Origin of the sequence: Pseudoalteromonas sp. A41-2, from assembly GCF_015767615.1 — a bacterium.
In the GTDB taxonomy this organism is placed as follows: Bacteria; Pseudomonadota; Gammaproteobacteria; order Enterobacterales; family Alteromonadaceae; genus Pseudoalteromonas; species Pseudoalteromonas lipolytica.
Genome location: NZ_CP065231.1, coordinates 59,110 through 79,269 on the forward strand (window position 1 = coordinate 59,110; position 20,160 = coordinate 79,269).

Annotated in this window: 18 protein-coding genes and 2 tRNA genes; 7 read left to right on the forward strand and 13 right to left on the reverse strand. The window is 40.9% G+C overall.

From position 1 onward, the window contains the following. Positions 1-50 precede the first annotated feature (50 nt). The 5 genes from IT970_RS00315 to IT970_RS00335 form a co-directional block, all read right to left on the reverse strand. Positions 51-530, reverse strand: a complete 480-nt coding sequence (locus tag IT970_RS00315; RefSeq protein ID WP_196857499.1) for a DUF4124 domain-containing protein — start codon at positions 528-530, stop codon at positions 51-53. After that, a complete protein-coding gene (locus IT970_RS00320) occupies positions 527-1,882 on the reverse strand; it encodes a BNR-4 repeat-containing protein (protein ID WP_036974351.1) in 1,356 nt (451 codons plus the stop codon). Before IT970_RS00320 ends, IT970_RS00315 begins: the two co-directional genes overlap by 4 nt. Before the next feature lie 293 nt (positions 1,883-2,175). Beyond that, a tRNA-Ser gene (locus IT970_RS00325) sits at positions 2,176-2,268 on the reverse strand. Positions 2,269-2,321: 53 nt separating this feature from the next. Next, a tRNA-Ser gene (locus IT970_RS00330) sits at positions 2,322-2,412 on the reverse strand. A 224-nt stretch (positions 2,413-2,636) separates the two neighbouring features. After that, on the reverse strand, positions 2,637-2,777 hold the full coding sequence (locus tag IT970_RS00335) for a hypothetical protein (protein ID WP_162898013.1): 141 nt from the start codon (positions 2,775-2,777) through the stop codon (positions 2,637-2,639). A gap of 322 nt (positions 2,778-3,099) precedes the next feature. Here IT970_RS00335 and IT970_RS00340 point away from each other — a divergent pair, with 322 nt between their 5' ends. Beyond that, complete coding sequence (locus tag IT970_RS00340) at positions 3,100-3,948, forward strand: diacylglycerol/lipid kinase family protein (RefSeq protein WP_036974456.1); 849 nt, start codon at positions 3,100-3,102, stop codon at positions 3,946-3,948. Positions 3,949-4,003: 55 nt separating this feature from the next. On the opposite strand, the gene IT970_RS00345 is transcribed toward IT970_RS00340, so the two are convergent. Further along, positions 4,004-4,933, reverse strand: coding sequence for a DMT family transporter (locus IT970_RS00345; RefSeq protein ID WP_036974353.1), 930 nt, complete (start codon positions 4,931-4,933; stop codon positions 4,004-4,006). Between the two features lie 110 nt (positions 4,934-5,043). Between IT970_RS00345 and IT970_RS00350 the strand changes: the two genes are divergently transcribed. After that, entirely contained in the window at positions 5,044-6,477 is a 1,434-nt protein-coding gene (locus tag IT970_RS00350; RefSeq protein ID WP_036974457.1) for an aminotransferase-like domain-containing protein, read from the forward strand. 63 nt (positions 6,478-6,540) lie between these two features. Here the strand turns inward: IT970_RS00350 and IT970_RS00355 are convergent, their stop codons facing one another. Beyond that, positions 6,541-7,341 carry a YggN family protein gene (locus tag IT970_RS00355; protein WP_036974355.1) on the reverse strand — a complete coding sequence of 267 codons (801 nt, stop codon included), beginning with the start codon at positions 7,339-7,341 and terminating at the stop codon, positions 6,541-6,543. A gap of 391 nt (positions 7,342-7,732) precedes the next feature. Between IT970_RS00355 and IT970_RS00360 the strand changes: the two genes are divergently transcribed. After that, positions 7,733-7,921, forward strand: coding sequence for a PA3496 family putative envelope integrity protein (locus IT970_RS00360; protein WP_036974357.1), 189 nt, complete (start codon positions 7,733-7,735; stop codon positions 7,919-7,921). A gap of 54 nt (positions 7,922-7,975) precedes the next feature. Here IT970_RS00360 and IT970_RS00365 read toward each other — a convergent pair whose 3' ends face one another. Continuing rightward, entirely contained in the window at positions 7,976-8,458 is a 483-nt protein-coding gene (locus IT970_RS00365; protein ID WP_196857500.1) for a glutathione peroxidase, read from the reverse strand. Between the two features lie 67 nt (positions 8,459-8,525). Beyond that, complete coding sequence (locus tag IT970_RS00370; RefSeq protein ID WP_196857501.1) at positions 8,526-9,392, reverse strand: LysR family transcriptional regulator; 867 nt, start codon at positions 9,390-9,392, stop codon at positions 8,526-8,528. A gap of 157 nt (positions 9,393-9,549) precedes the next feature. Here IT970_RS00370 and IT970_RS00375 point away from each other — a divergent pair, with 157 nt between their 5' ends. Beyond that, positions 9,550-10,704: an iron-containing alcohol dehydrogenase gene (locus IT970_RS00375; protein ID WP_036974363.1), complete on the forward strand. Its 1,155-nt coding sequence runs from the start codon at positions 9,550-9,552 to the stop codon at positions 10,702-10,704. A gap of 6 nt (positions 10,705-10,710) precedes the next feature. Here IT970_RS00375 and IT970_RS00380 read toward each other — a convergent pair whose 3' ends face one another. Continuing rightward, entirely contained in the window at positions 10,711-11,010 is a 300-nt protein-coding gene (locus IT970_RS00380) for an AzlD domain-containing protein (protein ID WP_036974365.1), read from the reverse strand. Next, entirely contained in the window at positions 11,007-11,714 is a 708-nt protein-coding gene (locus IT970_RS00385; protein WP_036974367.1) for an AzlC family ABC transporter permease, read from the reverse strand. Before IT970_RS00385 ends, IT970_RS00380 begins: the two co-directional genes overlap by 4 nt. A 153-nt stretch (positions 11,715-11,867) precedes the next feature. Between IT970_RS00385 and IT970_RS00390 the strand changes: the two genes are divergently transcribed. Further along, on the forward strand, positions 11,868-12,518 hold the full coding sequence (locus IT970_RS00390; RefSeq protein WP_036974369.1) for a cytochrome b/b6 domain-containing protein: 651 nt from the start codon (positions 11,868-11,870) through the stop codon (positions 12,516-12,518). A gap of 61 nt (positions 12,519-12,579) precedes the next feature. Here IT970_RS00390 and IT970_RS00395 read toward each other — a convergent pair whose 3' ends face one another. Beyond that, on the reverse strand, positions 12,580-13,032 hold the full coding sequence (locus tag IT970_RS00395; RefSeq protein WP_036974371.1) for a c-type cytochrome: 453 nt from the start codon (positions 13,030-13,032) through the stop codon (positions 12,580-12,582). A gap of 103 nt (positions 13,033-13,135) precedes the next feature. Continuing rightward, positions 13,136-13,606 carry a DUF2721 domain-containing protein gene (locus IT970_RS00400; RefSeq protein WP_036974373.1) on the reverse strand — a complete coding sequence of 157 codons (471 nt, stop codon included), beginning with the start codon at positions 13,604-13,606 and terminating at the stop codon, positions 13,136-13,138. A 238-nt stretch (positions 13,607-13,844) separates the two neighbouring features. On the opposite strand from IT970_RS00400, the gene IT970_RS00405 reads away from it, so the two are divergent. Together IT970_RS00405 and IT970_RS00410 are read left to right on the forward strand one after the other, a co-directional pair. Further along, positions 13,845-17,825, forward strand: coding sequence for a S8 family serine peptidase (locus IT970_RS00405; RefSeq protein ID WP_075594399.1), 3,981 nt, complete (start codon positions 13,845-13,847; stop codon positions 17,823-17,825). 129 nt (positions 17,826-17,954) lie between these two features. Next, entirely contained in the window at positions 17,955-20,129 is a 2,175-nt protein-coding gene (locus IT970_RS00410) for a S9 family peptidase (protein ID WP_118843877.1), read from the forward strand. Positions 20,130-20,160 lie beyond the last annotated feature (31 nt).

Consider the following 20,160-nt stretch of genomic DNA (forward strand, 5'->3'; position numbering starts at 1 on the left):
TTAATTAACCCGTCTCAATTGTTATATCATGCCTGACCAGTTTAGGAAAATTAGGGGGTTTGTGTGCCATTGAGTTGCTTTTTACGCTCTTCTAATTGTTTTATCTGTTGTGCAAATTGCGTAAGTTGGTTTTCATAGTATGAATTTATGCGCTTACTTTGTTTACTTATTGCATCGTCAATCGAATCTGCACCTAATCTGTTCGCCGCATCTTGAGTCATTAACTTAAGTTTTTCTATTCGTTCGCGCTGTTGTTGCTTTAGGTTTTTACGTTCTAATTCTAGTTGTTGAATTTTGCGATCGATTTCTTGGACTTGTAGGTAGTCATCAACGCTTAGCTCAGGCTGTTTTTTTGTATTATCGGTGAGTTGTTTAGGGGGTAGGTTGATTTTTATGATAGTGGCGTCTCTTCCACAGGGTTGCTCTGAGAAAGTGGCAACACCCTTTATCATGCATTTATAGACAGTTGCTTGGCTGCTAAAACTAGCTAAAATTACTGTGGCTAAAATCTTTTTTGTCAATTTACTCATTCGAGTTCTCTAGCGAGCGGCAAAATAGAAAGGGTTGCTTTGCTGTTTGACTGTATTTCACTTATATATAAATAGGTATTATCAGCTGTTTGATGGGCTGCCAACCTAATATCAAGTGCATTACTAGCTAAAAACAGATTTCTGCCCCATGTGTTATCTGAAAAGTCTCTTTCACTGACAATGACGCCTTCTCCTTTTTTTGCATAAAAAACACTTATTTTTGATTCATCGATTACTGCGTCAAGTGTAGCAAATGAGCCACTAATATCAGAGTAAATGGTCTCTGCATCACTCCATTGTCCTTCAGACCAACGAGTCATAAGTATTTTTTCATCCTTACTGCTAAACTTACGATATATAATACAAGGTGAACAATAAGTATTATCAAATACAAGCTTTGAGGTTTGTATATACGTTCCTTTATCTTGTTTTGGGTTTGAGTTTTCATAACTGATTTCTGGGTATATTTCTAATGTAGATAGGCTAACTGGAGGTGTTAGCAAGTTACCAGCTGAGGTTATAAAAGAATTTTCATTTGGATTGTAAACTGCATAACTACCTTGATATCGCCTAGCGCTTGGTGAAAAAGAAGACCATTCCCATAAAATATGCACATTGCCGTTGGTATCAACAAACAGATCATTCGGGTAGACTGGTGCGTTTAATCCATTTTCTTCTTTTGTATTTGCTGCAAACTTAGCGATTAAACGCCATGTTTTGGACGTGTTATTCCAATGGTAAAGGTCTCCGGAACCTGAGTACTTTTCATATTCAGATTGTTGTTTTATTTTAGGCAGGTTTCTAATTATAAGATAAATATCTCCTTCAGGAGTGCTTTTTGCAATAGGATAAGTAAAAGAGCCTTTGTTTTGAAACATAAAACTCTGCTCTAACGAGTTCAAACCCGAATCTCCTAAAAAATAGCAACATCCATTACCCTCATTATGCATTCCGGCCCAAACATGTATTGTTCCATCACCATCCATTGCTATTGTTGGTTGCTTGTGGCCAATGTCATCACAAGAATACCAATAACCTTCTGTTGAGTTTGCAAGGATATAGTTCCAGTTGCCACTTTTGTCTTTAGACGCAAGGGCGAGGTAGTGCGTACTATTATCTGAACACTTTTTGCTTTGCTCCCCAGATGCATTGTAAGCTATGTAAAGGTTTTCATTATAACTAGTGATCGGAGACCACCATCCCGCCCTGTTGGATGAATCGAGGTTAAAAGAGGTTACAGACTGACCTTCACTTGAAAGGCTGCTTATTGTTGGGGTAATTATTTCAGAATCCCCCTCTCCTTTACATCCTGCTAAAATTAATAGAAAAGTTAAACTAAGGCGAATTCTCATTTCTGATCTACTCCTTGATTTCAAGAGTAAACTTATAGTTAACGTTACATCAAAAATCAAACAACGCCGCATATTTTAGCGAGGATTAATTGAGTCACTCTCAGTTAAAACTTTCGCTATATGTGAGTTTCACTGATTCAGTATAAATTAATAGGGCATGTTAAGTGCGTTTTCATCACCATGCTTTATAAGGAAAGTTCTTGAGGCTTATAAGGTCAATTTCGACAAGGTCATTTTTGTTTAGATATTGCAAGCATAAAAAAACCGCTAAAAAGCGGTTTTTAATAATAAAATGGTGGAGAAGGAGGGATTCGAACCCTCGATAGAGCTACAAACCCTATACTCCCTTAGCAGGGGAGCGCCTTCGGCCACTCGGCCACCTCTCCAACGCATAATTCAGATTGTAACTTGCTGATAATTATCAACAAATAAAAATAAGTGGTGGAGAGATAGGGATTTGAACCCTAGAGGGGCTACAAACCCCTGCCGGTTTTCAAGACCGGTGCATTCGACCACTCTGCCATCTCTCCACAAAGTGTTGCGAGAATAATACTTAGCTGAATCGGTTGTGTAAATAGGAAAAAGTTCGTTTGCTTGTTTTTTGAGCGTAAAGACGGTGTTTTTTGTAAAAAGCTTTAAATTTTTGCTGTTTTAGTGCTTTTAAAAAGAGGGGAGCAGCAAACGAGGAGCTAAAGAAGATGCTTCGTTAGTGGTTGGGTGTTTGCTGCACCTAAAAAGTAACCATGGTTGGGGATTACTTATATTGTACTGCACCGCCAAGCGCTAGCTTTTTGCCGTAGCGATTAAGTTTTGCCAACATTTTTGCTTTGCGGTTAGTTGGTTTTACGGCAACATGAGTTGCAGCATTTTGATTTAAAGTGTTAATTGGGTTCATTACTTTGCTCCAGATTGTGTTTGGTTGAAAACATGGGTATTTTGCAGGCAAAGTGAACAAAAATAAAACGATAAAATTTGAGTCTGTCGGATAACTTTTTCTTATCTGAATGCGCCTTGTTAACGGTGAGTTAAGTTACGTGTCTCATTGTTTTTTGAATAGTTATGCTAAAGAAATGCGCTCTAATGTCCTTGTTTGTAGGGGTTTTTAGCTTTTGAAACTTTGTTTTATGCGTTTTTAAAGTTTTAAATTGAGTATTTATTCAGATTAATTTAATTTGAATAAAAAGAGGTTTTTTGCTAAGAAGATGAAGTGGCAGTTGATGTTAATAATAATAAAGCCAAGTGACAAAAAAAATACTAAGCAAAGTGTTGAATGGTTATTAAACGAATGCACATTACGGCACATTGAGCCGCAACTTTTCTTTACCACGGGACACTTTGAAAGTGACCATAAAGCAATTGCGAATCTTGCAAAGCACGTTAATCAGGCTGTTGTTATTGGTGGCGATGGTTCACTGCATTTAGCCATTAATGCACTGTTTGGTTGTGATTGTTCAATTGCCTTATTGCCAGCAGGGACCGGTAATGACTTTGCGCGAGGCTTTGCTTTTAAGCCGCAACAATGGCGAGACGCTGTCTTTTCAGGCCATACTCAGTTAATTGATGTTGGGAAAATTAATCAGCGGTATTTTATTAATGTGGCTGGGGTCGGTTTTGATGCGGATGTTGTTAGTCAATTAAATCAAGTGGGGCGGTTTACTGCGTTTGGTTATCTATGGCAGGGCATTAAACAGTTATTTTCTTTTCAAGCAAAGTCTTTATCAGGGGTATTTGCCGACAAGCATGAAGAGTTCACTAATTTAGTGACTTTATTTGCTAACCATCATTATTTTGGTGGAGGCTTAAAAATTGCGCCTCATGCCATATTGAATGATGGAGAGCTTGAGTGTTATCGCATGCCAGCAGGTAACTTAGTGAAGAATTTACGCAGTTTTTTACATCTCATTTTTGTAAAACATCATAACTTAAACGAGCTTCAATACTGCCGTTTGTCTCGTGCCGAAATACACACTGCCGGTTTGCTAATAGAGGCTGATGGCGAGTTGGTCGGTGTGACACCTGCAAAAGTTGTCATGTATCACCAAGCATTACGTTTTCATTTACCATAAAAAAGCGCCTGCTATTTTTAGCAGGCGCTTGGTGTTAGAGGTGACATAATCACTTCTAACTGGGGACAGAGCGATTTTGCAGGCTATTTCTTGTAGCAAAAAACGCTTTAATTCGTTGTGTGGGCGTTAATACAATGGCATTGCCAAATAGCACTAAACTAAACCCTATAAATGTGTTGGTTTGCCACTCAAACCCTTCAAACAATGTACTCAGTACGACTGCCACCAGAGGAAATAATACAATGACGTAACTGGCGCGCTCGGGACCAATATTTTTCAATAGCGCAAAATAACAAGCAAATGCGATGACAGTGCCAAATATGGCTAAGTAAAGTAGCGATACCCAGTAACTTGCAGGTGCAGTGAATGTCAGTTGCACGTCGCTTATTAATACATACACGGCTAAGCCAATAGCACTGTAAAGCATGCCCCATGCATTCCCCTGCATAACGCCAATATCACGCTGAGAATTGCGGACGCTGATCATATTACCTAATGAAGCCACAAAGGTCCCTGACAGCGCAAGCAGTAACCCGACCAACGTACCATTACTCAAGTCGAACTGCTGAATTTGTGGCCAAAACAAGCTGGCGATACCCAAAACGCCTAACAATGCGCCAACGTAAATTCGCTTGGCGATTGGTTTCGAAAAAAACAGTCGGGTATTAATAATATTCATCACTAATAGCATTGAGAATGCAATGGAGGCCATGGCAGAACTAAGGTAATTTTGTGCCCAATACAGTGTTAGGTAGTTCAAACCAAAGTTAAATAATGCCAGTAGGGTAAAAAAACCATGATCACGCCATGAATAACGCATCGGCAGGTTTTTAAATAACACAAATGCCCACATTAAAATGGCGGCAATTGCAAAACGATAGAACAAAGAAATTTCAACGGCGACATCACCTAGTTGAAACTCAATAGCCAGCCACGTTGATCCCCAGATCAATACAGTTGCAAGGTAAAGAGCGGCGCTTTTCATCTTTATTGCCTAAATAGGGTAAGTGTGTTTATTTTAATTTGATTCTGTATACTTAACATATACAGAAAACTACAAATGCAACCTATACAGTTTGGTGAGCTATGTCACAAGTGATCAGTCGCAGTAACAGTCAGTTCTTGTATCAGCAAGTGACTCAGTTAGTAAGAGATTTATCGTCACAGGGATCGTTATTACCCGGAGAAAAACTCCCTTCATTGCGAAAAATGGCTGAAAAGCTTAATGTCAGTATTCCTACCGTTAAGCAGGCCTATCAGCTTCTTGAGGGGCAAGGGTTGATTGAAGCGAGAGAGAAGTCGGGATACTTTTTAAAATCATCGCAGTTAAATCAATCAAGACCCAAGCGCGTGAAATTAAGCCGCGAGCCAATGACTGTCAACAAGCAAGCGCTGATAGAGCAAGTTTATAGCGCAATCCACAAAGCCAATGTTGTCCCGTTTGGTATTGCTAATCCAATTGCTGCGGCACCCACCGATAAAGCATTAGCACGAACGATGCGCCGAGTGATGACATTGGCCGGAGCTACGGTAATTAATTATGGGCCGATGGATGGCTTTGCTCCGTTAAAAAAGCAATTGATTCATCGTTATTTAGATTTCGGAATTGGTGTGGCGAGCGATGAATTGGTGATCACCAATGGGGCACAAGAAGCGCTTGCCATTGCACTAAAATGCGTGGCAAAACCTGGTGATGTGATTGCGATTGAATCACCTTGTTACTTTGGCATCATTGAGTTAATTGAAAGTTTAGGATTGAAAGCGCTGGAAATCCCACTATGCCCAGATGAAGGCATTTGGTTAGATGACTTACAACAGGCGCTAGATGAGCATGATATAAAAGCATGCGTGTTCTCTACCTCATTGAATAACCCTGTGGGGAGTTTTATGCCTGATAGTAAGCGTGAACAGCTGGTCGCTTTACTTGAGGCTCGTGATGTTGTGCTGATAGAGGATGATGTATACGGTGATCTACATTACACCGCAAAACGTGCTACACCAGCGCAGGCTTACTCTAAAAAAGGATTGGTGATCACCTGCGCCTCATTTTCAAAAACGGCTGCACCGAGTTATCGGATTGGTTGGATTATTGCGGGCCAGTTTGCTGAACAAGCCAGACGTTTTAAACGAGCCTTGAGCTGCTCAGCGCCATTGATCAATCAATGGACCTTGTATGAATTTATTGCCAGTGGTGAATACGACAGAAATATTCGTTTATTACGCCAGCGACTAAGTGCTAACAAAGAGCGAATGATTTGGTGCCTGCAGCAATATATGCCAAGTTGTGCACGTATTAGTAACCCGCAGGGAGGGTGTGTTATTTGGGTGGACTTAGGGAGTCAATATGATGCCGTTAAACTATTCCATTTAGCATTAGATGCGGGGATTAGTATTACTCCTGGGCTTATTTTTTCGGCGGGGAAAAAATACCGCAGCTGTTTTCGATTAAGCTATGGTTTGCCTTGGTCAGAGCGTTTGGAAGACGCAGTCAAAACGTTGTCACAACTAACCGTACTTGCAAAAAAATAAAAAAAGCGCAGAGCAAGCTCTGCGCCATAAGACCAAGTAGATTGGTTCAGGGATGTTAATGCATTACAGGGTGTTCTGTTTGAACGTGAACAGTTGGTATTCTTTGAGTTGTGGCACTAAAGCAACGAGCTGTTGCTCTTTGTGAGCAATATCGGCAAAGCTGCCACACAATGCGTCGGCACGTTTTTCAAGTTGCGCTGCTTGTGTTTCTACACGCGCTTCGATTTGTTCACCCATGTTTTCCATGCGCTGTTCAAACGTGTCCATGTCACCACCCGAGCCAAGAAGCTCAGAGCCTAGTGCAACTAAAATACTGCCCATTGATTGCATCATTGCCGATTCAACTGCAGACTCAATTTGTTGGTCGAATTGTTCATCAAAATTTTGACCAAACTTTTCAAAACTTTGCTGACCCATGGTGAATGCACCTTGTTGGTAAAAGGTATTTTGCACTTCTACACTAATCTCATCCATTAATTCAGAGATGTCATCAAAGCCACTAATGTTGAATGCGTTTGCCACTTCTTCAATTGCAACACCGGCAATTTTCACACCCTCTAGAGCAATGTTTGCCACTTCGGGTAGTTGGCTACGTAAGCTATCTGAGTAATTTGCAATAGCTTGTTGTTGAGATGCATTCAGCGAGATGTTTTCGCCATCAATGTATAAGTTATTTTGATCAATGATTTTCATTGTGCTGTTATCAGCAGTGAACACTTCTAATTCGTTTGGCGTGATGCGAACATCGTTCTTGAACTCAACATCACATTGCTCACCACTGAATGAAATATGCGTATCATTATCGTTATGAGCCATAGCGCTGGTTGCGATAAATAAAGAACTTACTAACAATAACTTTTTCATTTTTTTCTTTCCTGTTTGAAATGACGAAAATAAATAATCAAACTTAATGCCAAGGTTTTTATTGTGTTTATTTTCATTGAGTTATGTTGTTTTTGAGGTTTTTTAAAATGAAAGCTGTTTGGTTTTTTAACCATTTTTTAGTCAAATTAACTAAAAAACATACATGGATAAATGTGTTTTATCGAAACGATAAAAAACTCTCACTTTTCAGAAATCAAATTTAGCGCTATTTATTCACAATATTGACATATCGCCACTTTAGCATGGCGGTGTGGCTTTATTTTGGTGGTTTTTTACATACTAAATAACCACTGAGCTTTTTAATCTTTGCCAATTCACAGAGCAAATTTTAATCTCCTGAATTGGTCTCAAACACTTTATGGAGTGGGTTGTGGGTAAGACATTTAGTTATGATGCGCTAGATGACGATTTTGTTGAAGACGAGTACGAAATGGTCGGGCGTAATCAACACGACAAGAAAAAGCAACGCGTTAAGAAGAAGTTGGAAGACTATCTTGAGCAAAAACGCTTGCGCAGAAACTTAGGCGAAGACGACTTTGATGAGTACATGAACGACTAAGCATAAATTTAGATAAAGAGGCTATTGCCTCTTTATTGCTTTTTGGTTCGAGGTTTATTTGCTCAGTGCCGTAATAATTGCAGACTCGATGTGTTCTGGTTTAGTGAGGGGCGCGAATCGTTTAATCGCTTTACCATCCCTACCAATCAGAAACTTTGTAAAGTTCCACTTTATTTTACGGGTGATAAAGCCCGGTAATTCTGATTTTAGGTGCCTAAAGACAGGGTGAGCATGTTCACCATTGACATCCACCTTACTCATCATTAAGAAACTCACGCCATAGTTGATGAGGCAGCCTTCCTTAATTTCTTTTGTGTCACCGGGCTCTTGTTTACCAAACTGATTACACGGAAAGCCGATAATAATGAGGCCTTGAACATGGTATTTTTCGTGCAATTTTTGCAGGCCTTCGTATTGTGGTGTAAAACCACACTTGCTCGCTGTATTGACGACTAAAACGACTTTATTTTCGAAATCAGAAAAGTGAACCGTTTGGCCTTGTAAGTTGGTTGCTGAGAGTTGATAAAATTCGTTCATAATAGTGACTTTTTATTATTATTTGATTGATTCTAACCCGCTTGCCTTATTTCTGAAAGTGTGAATTTTATTCAGCGAATTCATTGGTAAGGTGCTCAATTAGTAAACGTACGCGGTAAGGCAAGAGATCTTTGCGCGGATACACCAACCAAGAGGCGTTGTCGCTGACTTGAAAGTCATCCAGCACTGTTACAATTTGCCCTTTTGCAATATAGGGCTCAACAATGTCGTGTGCCAAATGCGCGATTCCGATGCCAGCAATAGCTGCACTTAGAATGGCTTGAGGGTGATTGCTGCGCCAATTGCCATTTATACGGACTTCTTTGATGTGTTCATCAATGTTAAAACGCCAACGTTTTCTCATCGCGATTAGGCAATTGTGTTCAGTCAACTCATAAGGGTGCGTTAAGCGTGGATGGTTGGCTAGGTATTCAGGGCTTGCGACAAGCGTCATTATTCGCTTGCAAAGAGGTCTGGCGATAAGATTGGAGTCTTCCATGCGGCCAAAACGAACGGCTAAGTCAAAGCCCTCTTCAACTAAATTGACATTACGGCTATTGAAGTCGATTTCGACTTCGACCTCTGGGTAGCGTTTGACAAATTCGGCAACTTTCGGTGCAACTTGATTGGCAACAAATTCACCGGCACCTGTGATACGAATAAGCCCTTTAGGTTGGCGTTGCTCACCCTGTAACTGGTTATTCGCATCGATAAGCTCTTGCCGGATTGCTTTAAGTTTGATCGCATATTCTTTTCCGGCCTCTGTCAGGCTTATTTTTCGCGTGGTACGCTGAAAAAGGACTGACCCTAAGCGGTTTTCAAGTTGTTGAATTTGCCTACTAATATGTGAAGTAGAGACCTCCATCGCCTTGGCTGCATGGGTAAAGCTCCCTTGCTCAACAACATATAAAAATTCGTCTAAACCTTGCCACATATTCATATCCTAAGATTTCTAGCTAGTGTGAGTTTACGTTAATTATTGTTGCATTACTGCAAAAGTGATTATCTATTTTACCGCTTTATCCCTATATAAAAATAACTAAAATGGTTTATTCTCTGATAAAAACTCACATCAACGATGAGGAAGCCACATGTTAAATTTTAGTTTTGAAAACCCAACCAAGATTCATTTTGGTGAGCAACAGATTAAAGAGATTCAGTCAGAAATCCCTAAAAATGCCAAAGTACTCGTCACTTATGGTGGTGGCAGCATTAAGAAAAATGGCGTTTATGATCAGGTTAAAGCAGCATTAAGTGAGCATACGTGGTTTGAGTTTGCAGGTATTGAGCCAAACCCAAGTTACCAAACCTGTATGAAAGCCGTAGAGCTTGTTAAAGAAAAGCAGATTGATTTCATTCTGGCTGTAGGTGGGGGTTCTGTGGTTGATGGCAGTAAGTTTATTGCCGCTGCGGCTGAATTCACGGGTGAGCCTTGGGATATTTTAGCAAACGGCGCAGAAGTAAAATCGGCGGTTGCACTCGGTGTGGTACTGACCTTGCCTGCAACGGGGTCTGAGTCGAATACCTTTAGTGTTGTCTCAAACCTTGAAACTCACGATAAACTTCCATTTGCCAGTGAGTATGTGCGCCCTCGTTTTGCGGTACTTGACCCCGCAGTAACGTTTTCATTACCAGAGCGCCAAGTGACTAACGGGATTGTTGACGCATTTGTACATACTATGGAGCAATACCTTACGTATGATGTAGGTGCAAAGTTGCAAGACCGCTTTGCCGAAGGAATTTTAATGACCCTCATTGAAGAAGGGCCTAAAGCATTCTCAGAGCCAGAAAATTATCAGGTGCGCGCTAATATTATGTGGTCAGCAACAATGGCATTAAATGGGTTGATTGGTGCGGGCGTACCTCAAGATTGGGCAACACATATGATAGGGCATGAAATGACAGCAGTGTACGGCCTTGATCATGCGCAAACCCTAGCGATTGTATTACCACGCATGATGGCTGAGCAAAAAGACACTAAGCGCGGTAAGTTACTACAATATGCAGAACGTGTGCTGGGACTGGATATTACCAATGAAGAGGCGGCAATTGAACACGCGATAGCTGCAACGGAAGCTTTCTTCCACAGTGTTAAAATGCCAACACGTTTGAGCGATTATAACTTAGACGACAGTGTGGCAGATAAGCTTGTTGCGCAGTTAGAGCGCCATGGCATGACTGCTCTGGGTGAGCGTGAGCAAGTGACACTTGAGAAAAGCCGCGCTATTTTGCTCGCCAGCGTATAAGTTGCGTTAGCTCAAGATTATAAATAATCCCATCCCTGCCAGTGTTGTGTAGTAAATGTTGTGTGTTTTGTAAGCCACAATAACGGCAAGTACCGCAGCACTTAGGTAGGGATTTTGCCAATCTAAATTAATCCCTTCATCATTAATAAATACAATGGGCACCCAAATAGCAGTGAGCACGGCAGGAGCACTAAAACTCAAAAACTGCTGCATTTTAGGGCCTACCTTAAAAGGCAAAGCGCGGTGTAGAAACAAGTAACGCGTAAAAAAAGTAATACACGCCATTAATACAATCGTGGTCATCATGCACTATGCTCCTCTTTTGCTTGCCAGCGGCTAATTGCGTACCCAACCGACATAGCAATCAGTGCTGCTGTTACTAACCATAACTGAAAACCGTGGCTTTTAAGGAGGGTTGCAACGACTCCTGCGGTGACGACGGTGGCAAGTGTTGCGAGGTTTTTCACCCCTGGCACCACTAATGCAATAAAAGTGGCGGCAATAGCAAAATCAAGGCCTAGGTTTGTTAAATCGGGCAATAAGCTGCCAGCAACAATACCAAGCAATGTCCATATATTCCATGCGATATAAAAACTAAAGCCAGCACTTAAAGCATAAATAAGGCGCAGCTTTGTTTGGTAGGCTTTAGGGTGATGCGAAAAAGCAAATAACTCATCGGTTAAAACAAAGCTGACAGGTAAACGCCAACCAAATGGTTGATCAATGACTTTATGGCGGATGGCTAGGCCATACAAAAAGTGTCTTGAACTTATAATAAGCGTGGTAAATAAAATAGTGAGTAAGGGTGTATTGCCAGCCATTAATTCAATCGCGACTAACTGCGCAGAACCGGCAAATACGAGTAGTGACATTGCTTGTGTTTCAAACGCACTAAAACCATTTTGGATTGCTAAAGAACCACACAGAATGCCCCATGGGATGACGGCTAAACATAGCGGGAGCATGTCGAAAAAGCCTTTTAATAACGCTTTGAGAATAGGTTTTTGCATTTTATCGCTCTTACTTGTTGTTATGGCTCAGATCAAAACACCTGTAATAGAGGCGTGTCAAAATAACCGAAGTTTGCAATAATGTATACCCCAATGCCTTACCGGTTCTGGTCTTTTTAAGTGCTTTGAGTATATTTCATAGGGAGCGTTATCATGTCTAAAGTGAAAGTATGGGATGGCTTTATAAGAAGCTTTCATTGGTTATTAGTTGTTGCAATTGCAACGCTTTATTTTAGTGCTGAAGAAGGCATGCTGGAGCTACATTTTGCAACTGGGTATTTCACGCTAGCGCTCATAATCACGCGTCTTATATGGGGGGTTATTGGCAGTAAAACGGCCAAGCTGTCCTCATTGATACATTCACCGATTGCGGCAATTAAGTCATTTAAAAATAATGAGCATAAAGCTGGTCACGGGGCTGCCGGCAGCTATATGGTCATCGCGTTTTTTATATTAATTTTGGCGCAACTAGGCTCAGGATTGATGACCAGCGATGACATACTTACCGATGGACCGCTTGTTAAATATGTATCTACGGACACGGTTGAGTTTGCAGGTTGGTTACATCACCTGAACTTTGATATTTTACTGTATGCTATTGTGCTGCATGTAATTGCGATTGTGATATATCGCATTAAAGGCAAGAACCTCGTTAAACCAATGCTGACGGGCAGTAGTGAGCAAGTTTCTGTGACTGAGCCTGTGACAAAATCACCCTTGCTTGCATTCGTTATTTTTGCGCTGTGTTTAGTGGTACTTTTTACCACATGGGGTGCTGAGCCATTAAGTTATTTGTTTAATTAAGTGAGTTGAGTGAGTTAAGTGTTAAAAAAGGCGCAGGAAGCGCCTTTTTTAATGTCGTTGACTAGTCTTTAAATGACTTATGACAGTCTTTACATCCTTTAGCCCACGCACCGAATGCTTTACCAATTACTTTCTGATCACCACTTTTTGCTGCAACCGCAAGTTCATCCGCATATTGCTGGAAAGCGACTGCTTTTTTCATAAAAGTGTCGTTATCGCTCCACACCGCGGGAAGCGCTGATGTTTCGCCTTTGTCTGAACCTGCAACAAATGCTTCCCATGGCATTTTTGATAAAGCGGCAGCATTATTTGCTCGCATTTGGAAGCGCTCAGCATCAAAAGGGACTTTTCCTTTTAACATGTCGCCCATATCACCAATTTGTACACGGATCATAGAAAACGCAGCTTGGCGGTATTCAATCGCGTCGCTAGGTTCTTCGAATACGGTGCTTGCTGTTGCGCCTAGTGCCAGTGTCGATAACATGGTACCTAATACTAAGTGTTTTAATTTCATTCCTTTTGCCCCTTTAGATGTCATAAAGATAAACTGTTTGAGTTGTATCTTAGCTAGGTGTTTTATTCAAGTGTAATGCGGTTAATCTTAACTTAAGTTTAATTTAATCATTAATATCAATGTCAGCGAAGATCATCCCGCGTCGCATGCTACGTGTTGCTAAGAAAACTTCGCCAAGTAACGATAAAAAGCCACAAATGAGCAGTGCCATCGCAGCCACAAAGCAACTGGCAATGGTCACACTTAAGTTGATAGAGTGAATGTGTGATAAAAATAAACACATAACCACGGCGCACACGAGCAAAGCACTTAATACACTTGCACTAAATGCAATATGAATACAGCGAGAACGTTTTAGCAGGGCTCTTAATTCTGTGGTCAGTGACTTATTGAACTCTTCGTCGGTACTGACTTTTAGCTTTCGCTCTAACTGCCTAGCGCGGTCTGTAATACGCGCTAAACGATTTGATAAAACACCTAAGGTTGCCGCAATACCGGTGATTAAAAAGACTGGAGCGACAGCGGTTTGTATAACCTTTGCCATCGTTAGTATGTTAATGACTTCTGAGTTCATTGTGCCTTACTCTACTCTAAAAATACTACTTTCGTTTACAAACGTTTACATCAAATTTATGATGTCAAAGCTCAATTAAAACAATGGGGTAGATTAACATTGGCACCTTTTGTAGGTTGTAATGTAACCATAATGTAATCGAGATGTTGTTCTGGTTTGTGTTTACGTTTTATATTGGTACTGAAACGTAGTTTCAATCACTATTTAGACGATAACATAACATATCCCAGGGGAACCCATGTCTAATAATCTAATAAAAAGAACAGCCGTTGCTTTAGCTGTGACTAGTGCACTATGTGCCAGCGCGCAAGCGAATGATTTTTCAAAATATAATCTAGCAGGTAAAGAATTAATTAAACCGAGTGCGGTAAGTAAAAAAGAACAAAATACTCGCAGTGAAGTGACTAGTTGGTTAGTTAAATTAAATGTGCCAGCAACTATTAATGCAAAAAGTTTAGGGGCAGATGTTGCCTCAGTTCAAGCACAAGCCAAATTAGCACAAGCCAGTGTAGAGCAAGCTATTCAGAGTATGGACTTACCCGTTCAAGTTGTAGCTAAGACATCAACACTTGTAAGCTCGGTTGTACTGAATGGTAACAAACAAGATATCGCAAAATTACTTTCAAACTCGCAAGTTGAAGGTATTTATCCCGTCTATGATTACAAATTACATGTAGCTGATAGTGCTGACTATATTGAAGCGACTCCACTTGTAGCGAATGGCTTAGCGACGGGTCAAGGTGTACGTGTTGCTGTACTAGATACAGGTATTGATTATACGCACACTGCATTTGGTGGTGAAGGCACTGAAGCTGCCTATGAAGCAGCCATTGCAGACCCTACAACTGTTGATTGGCCGCAAGGAAAAGTGCTTGGTGGTTTCGATTACATTAATAATGATGCGGATCCAATAGATGTAACGACAAACCATGGTACGCACGTATCTCACTCTGTGAATGGCATTGCACCAAATGTTGATTTATTTGTTTATTCAGTGTGTGCTGCTAACTGTCCAGGGTTGGCGCAATTACTTGCGTTAGAGAATGCGATGGACCCTGATGGTGATGGTGATATTTCTGATCGTGTAGATGTCATTAATATGTCTTTAGGTGGTGACTATGGTGACATTGCTAACGACGCGGTTGGACTTTTCATTAATGAGGCTGTAAAGCTAGGCACTAACGTGGTTATTTCAGCGGGTAATGATGGTGCATACCCATTTATTGTTGGTGGTCCGAGTACAACAGAGAATGCGTTGTCTGTTGGAGCAATGACTCACCCTACAGAAGAGCAGTCAGTTGCTAGCGGTACAGTTAACGATGAAGAAACTATTGTTCAACCAGCTAGCTTCGGTCCACAAACTGCATTTAGTTACACAAATGACAACATTGAATTAGTTTACCCAGAAGCAAATCAAACAGCGTGTGAAGCATTTGCTGATGACGTTGATTTTACTGGCAAAGGTGTGATTATTGACCGTGGTGCGTGTGCATTCACAGTTAAAGTATTAGCAGCTCAAGCAAAAGGTGCAGAGTTCGTTGTCATTGCAAATAATACAGATGATGGCACGCCAGCACCTATGGGCGGTGCCGATGCAGCAGTCACAATTCCTTCTGTAGGTGTAACATTTACAGCAGGTGCTGCGCTTAAAGCGGGTGGAACATTTAACTTAACTGTTGAGCGTTTAGTATTGTCTGGTGCAATTGCAGACTTTACATCACGTGGTCCATCAATGGGCGGTTTATTAAAACCAGAAATTACCGCGCCGGGCGTGAACATTATGACGGCTCACCCAGGTCTTGGTGATGGTTTAACAGGCGCTACAGGTACTTCGTTCTCTGGTCCTATCACGGCTGGTGCAGTGAGTTTACTGAAAGAAGCATTACCAGAGCGCAATGCACTTGAAATTAAAGCAACGTTAATGAATACCGCTAACTTAAACGTAACAATGGAGCCATTAGCACTTAACCCAGATGCTGAACTTGCGCCAATTAGTTACATCGGTGCGGGTTTAGTTGATGTTAATAAAGCTGCAAACTTACCTGTTGCTGCTTGGGCAGCAGATACCAAACAAGCGGCTCTTTCGTTTGGTTTAGTGAATGCATCAGAAACAGTTAAATTAACAAAAACGGTACAAGTTAAGAACTTCTCGAATGAAGTCAAAGTGTATTCGCTTTCTTTAGAACAGCGTTATCAAAACGATATTGACCGTGGTTCATTCTCATTAGATTACCCAGAGACAATCACTGTTCCTGCAGGTCAAACGCTATCATTTGATGTGACAGCAACGATTGACCCTACTACATTACCAGAATGGACACTGACGGATGATAACATTGGCTCGCAAGCAGTCACTGCTGATTTAACAAACTTAGAGCTTGATGGTGCGTTAGTCTTCTCTGATGGTAGTGAAAGAGCATTCCACCTTGTGTATCACGTATTGCCAAAAGCAAACGCTGCAATGAGCTTTACTCCTGTGATGACAGAAGATGGCCTTGCTCATACGTTAACTAATACTGGTGCAGTGGCACTTGAACCAGTATTTGCACCAACAGTAATGACTGATGAAATAGATGAAGACCAACGCTTTGATTTAGTGGGCGCGTCAATTGAGACGTTTGCTGTGCCAACAGAAGTCTGTGCAAGCGGTTTTGTTACTTTAACTACGGTAGTGATGAATGAAGGTATCACTCACTCTTATGTGGGTGGCTTTATGGCTGACTTCGATATAGACCAAGATGGTACATACGATGTAACAGTTCAAAATGGTAAACTTGAGTGGTTCTATGATGTTGAGCCTGGTACTGCAATTACCTTTACACATGGTTATGGAAGCAGCTCTGGCGCGCTGAATAATATCTATCAAATCATTGGTAATAATCACTTAACAATGCAAAGCTGCTTGGGTGATTTTGGTTTAACTGCTGAAGATATTGGTAAAGTCTCAGCAAATGTTCGCTTCCGTACAGAGGAAGAAACATGGACACCAATCGCTACAGGTGCAGGCGATGTTGCAATGGGAACATATACGTTTACTGATGCTTCTAATGATGTATATGCTGTACTTGTGAATGAAGCTGGTGAAGCAGTAAGCTCAGTTGAGCCTGGTGCATCAGCAACGCTATTAAACGCAGGTGCAGACTTCATGATCCTGTCTGATTCAGGTTCTAAAGCATTTGTAGCAACACCTCGTGATGACGCAAATTCAGCCCCAGTTCTTTCTGATGCAATGTTTAGCGTTGATGAAAATACATCGACAGGTACTGTTATTGGCACACTTGAAGCAACATACAGTGCAGATCTTGCAAACCCTATCTCTGAGTTTATTGTACTCAGTTCCAATTCAACAGCTGTTTCAGTAACTTCTGAAGGTGATGTTGTTGTAATGGATGAAGCAATGCTTGATTTCGACGCAGGACTTGTGTCTATAGAGATAGAAGTTGTGGTAACTGACTCTGCTGGCAATATTTCTGAACCGGCTATGGTTACAGTAATGGTTAATAACTTAGCAGATGAAGCCGCTGAAATGATGCCAGTTGTGGAAGCGGGTCAAATGTTTACTGTTCAAGAAAATGCAGTGTCAGGAACAGTGATTGGTACTGTTTTGGCATCTGATCCAGACGCTGAAACTACGCCAATTGTTTCTTACTCAGTAGAAGGTCATGATGGTATTGCTATTGATGAAATGGGCAGCCTGACTGTTGTAGGTGAAATTGATTTTGATACAACACCAGTTATCGAATTAATGGTTACTGCGATAGACAGTGCTGAAAATATGTCTGAGGCTGTTCTAGTTACTATTGAAGTTACAGAAGACCCAGCAGAATCTAAGCCTGTTATAGCTTCAGGACAACGCTTCTCTGTTGATGAGAATGTTGCTTTAGGTACTGTGATTGGCACGTTAGAGTTCTCTGATCCTGATTCAGATGAAACGCCAGTTGTTGAATTTATCGTATCGGGTAGCAACTTAGTTACTGTTAATACTAATGGTGTTATTAGTGTTGCGAGCGAGCTTGATTATGAATTCCAAAGTGAATTTACATTCTCTGTAATTGCTGTTGATTCTGCCGGCAATATGTCAGACGCAGTAAACGTTGAAGTTGAAGTGAATGACATTCGTAGTAATGACGATGATGATAAAGATGATTCAGGTTCATTAGCATGGTTAACTTTACTAGCTGCACCGTTTGCATTTATGCGCCGTCGCAAGCAAAAGTAATGACTTGATTTGTAATTAATAAAGGGAGCTTCGGCTCCCTTTTTACATTGCTTCACAAAGCATGCTTATATCTTGCTCTGTTTTTACTTATATTGGAGGATGAATAATAAAAAATACAACAGGAATCTCATGAACGTTGGTTACTCTCTCTGCTTTGCAGCACTCTCATTTGCCGTTTTAACGGCGTGTAATAAAGTCCCTGATACCGCACATAATATTGAGCAATCACGTATTACAGAAAATGCAGTTATAGCGGCACCTATTGCAAAAAAAATTCGCCATGAAATGAGTATTCATGGTGATACGCGTGTCGATAACTATTACTGGATGCGTGATGATGCGCGTAAAAATGAGGCGGTAATTGCCCACCTCACTGCTGAAAATACTTACGTAGATCGCACGATGGCGCATACAAAAGCGCTGCAAGATACACTTTTTAATGAGCTTAAAAGTCGTATAGAGAAAGACGATAACTCTGTGGCTACCAAAAAGGGAGACTATTATTACTCATCGCAGACGCGAGGTGATGATGAGTATCCAATTTATGTGCGAAGCAAATCCAGTGATGGTAACAACCAACAAGTCATATTGGATGTTAATGAGCTTGCTAAAGAGCATGACTACTTTGCTGTAACAGGCTTAGAGGTAAGCCCTAATGGGCATTTATTGGCATACGGTGAAGATACTTTAAGTCGGCGTATTTATACCATTAGAGTGAAAGACTTGGTCAGTGGTGAGCGACTGGCAGATACGATAGAAGGGAGTGAGGGAGATGTTGTTTGGGCAAATGACAACCGCACTTTTTACTACATTAAAAAAGATCCACAAACGTTATTAGGTTATCAGGTTTATCGCCATACATTAGGCACCCCACAAGCTGATGATGAACTGGTTTATGAAGAAAAAGATACTCGCTATTACACCAGCATAGGTAAGAGTAAAGACCATCAAAAAATCTATATTTATCATGAAAGTACTAGTGCTTCTGGTGTCTCTGTTATTGATGCAAATGACACAGGTACTTTGCCGAAGCGGTTCATTGAGCGTGAACCAGAACTTGAATATAGTATTAAAAAGCACGGGGATTGGTACTACATAGTCACCAATCTACATGCCGTTAATTTTCAATTAATGAAGGTACATCAATCACAAGCGCATGATAAAGGCCATTGGCAAACGGTGATTGCGGGTAGGGATAACGTTAAACTTGAAGATATCGAGTTATTTAAGAATCATTTGGTATACAAGGAACGTGAAATGGGGCAAACCCGTTTAACTATTCGTGACTTACGAAACCAAAATGAACAAGTGATTGTTTTTAATGATCCAACTTATATGGTTGATAGCTATGGAAATTTTGAGCTGGATAATCCTCGTTTACGTGTTTACTACTCAAGTATGACAACCCCAGATACCCATTACGATATCGACCTTATAAGCGGCGAAAAAACAGTGCTTAAGCAGCGCAACGTTTTGGGTGACTTTACGCCAAGTAACTATGCATCTGAGCGTATCTATGTAACAACCCGTGATGGTGTTGATGTACCGGTCAGCCTTGTTTATCGTAAAGATAAGTTTAAAAAAGATGGCAGTAACCCTCTTTTACAATACGGATATGGTTCGTATGGTGCGACGATGGATCCGCGTTTTTCGAGCTCGCGTTTGAGCTTACTCGACCGCGGTTTTGTGTTTGCGATTGCACATATTCGTGGCTCTCAAATGCTTGGTCGCCCTTGGTATGAAGATGGCAAATTACTTCATAAGAAAAATACGTTTAATGACTTTATTGATGTAACTAAATCTTTAGTTGCACAAAAGTATGGTGACAAAGAACGCATATTTGCCATGGGAGGCAGTGCCGGAGGGTTATTAATGGGGGCGGTCGTTAATCAAGCGCCAGAGCTTTATAGCGGGGTGATTGCTGCAGTGCCATTTGTTGATGTAGTCACCACGATGTTAGACACAAGTTTACCACTAACAACCAACGAATATGACGAGTGGGGTAATCCGAATGAAAAAGTATTTTACGATTATATGCTGTCATATTCACCGTATGATCAAGTAAAAAAACAAGCCTATCCTCATATGTTGGTCACTACAGGGTTACATGATTCGCAGGTGCAATATTTCGAACCTGCAAAGTGGGTTGCTAAACTGCGCGAATACAAAACAGATAACAATTTAGTACTGTTTAAAACAGATATGGAAGCCGGGCATGGAGGGGCGTCGGGACGCTTTAAAAGCTTACAAGACACCGCCTTGTACTATGCCTTTATGCTTGATTTAGCGGGTTATCAACAATAAGCAAAAAGGCATCAATGCGCTTTTATTGATG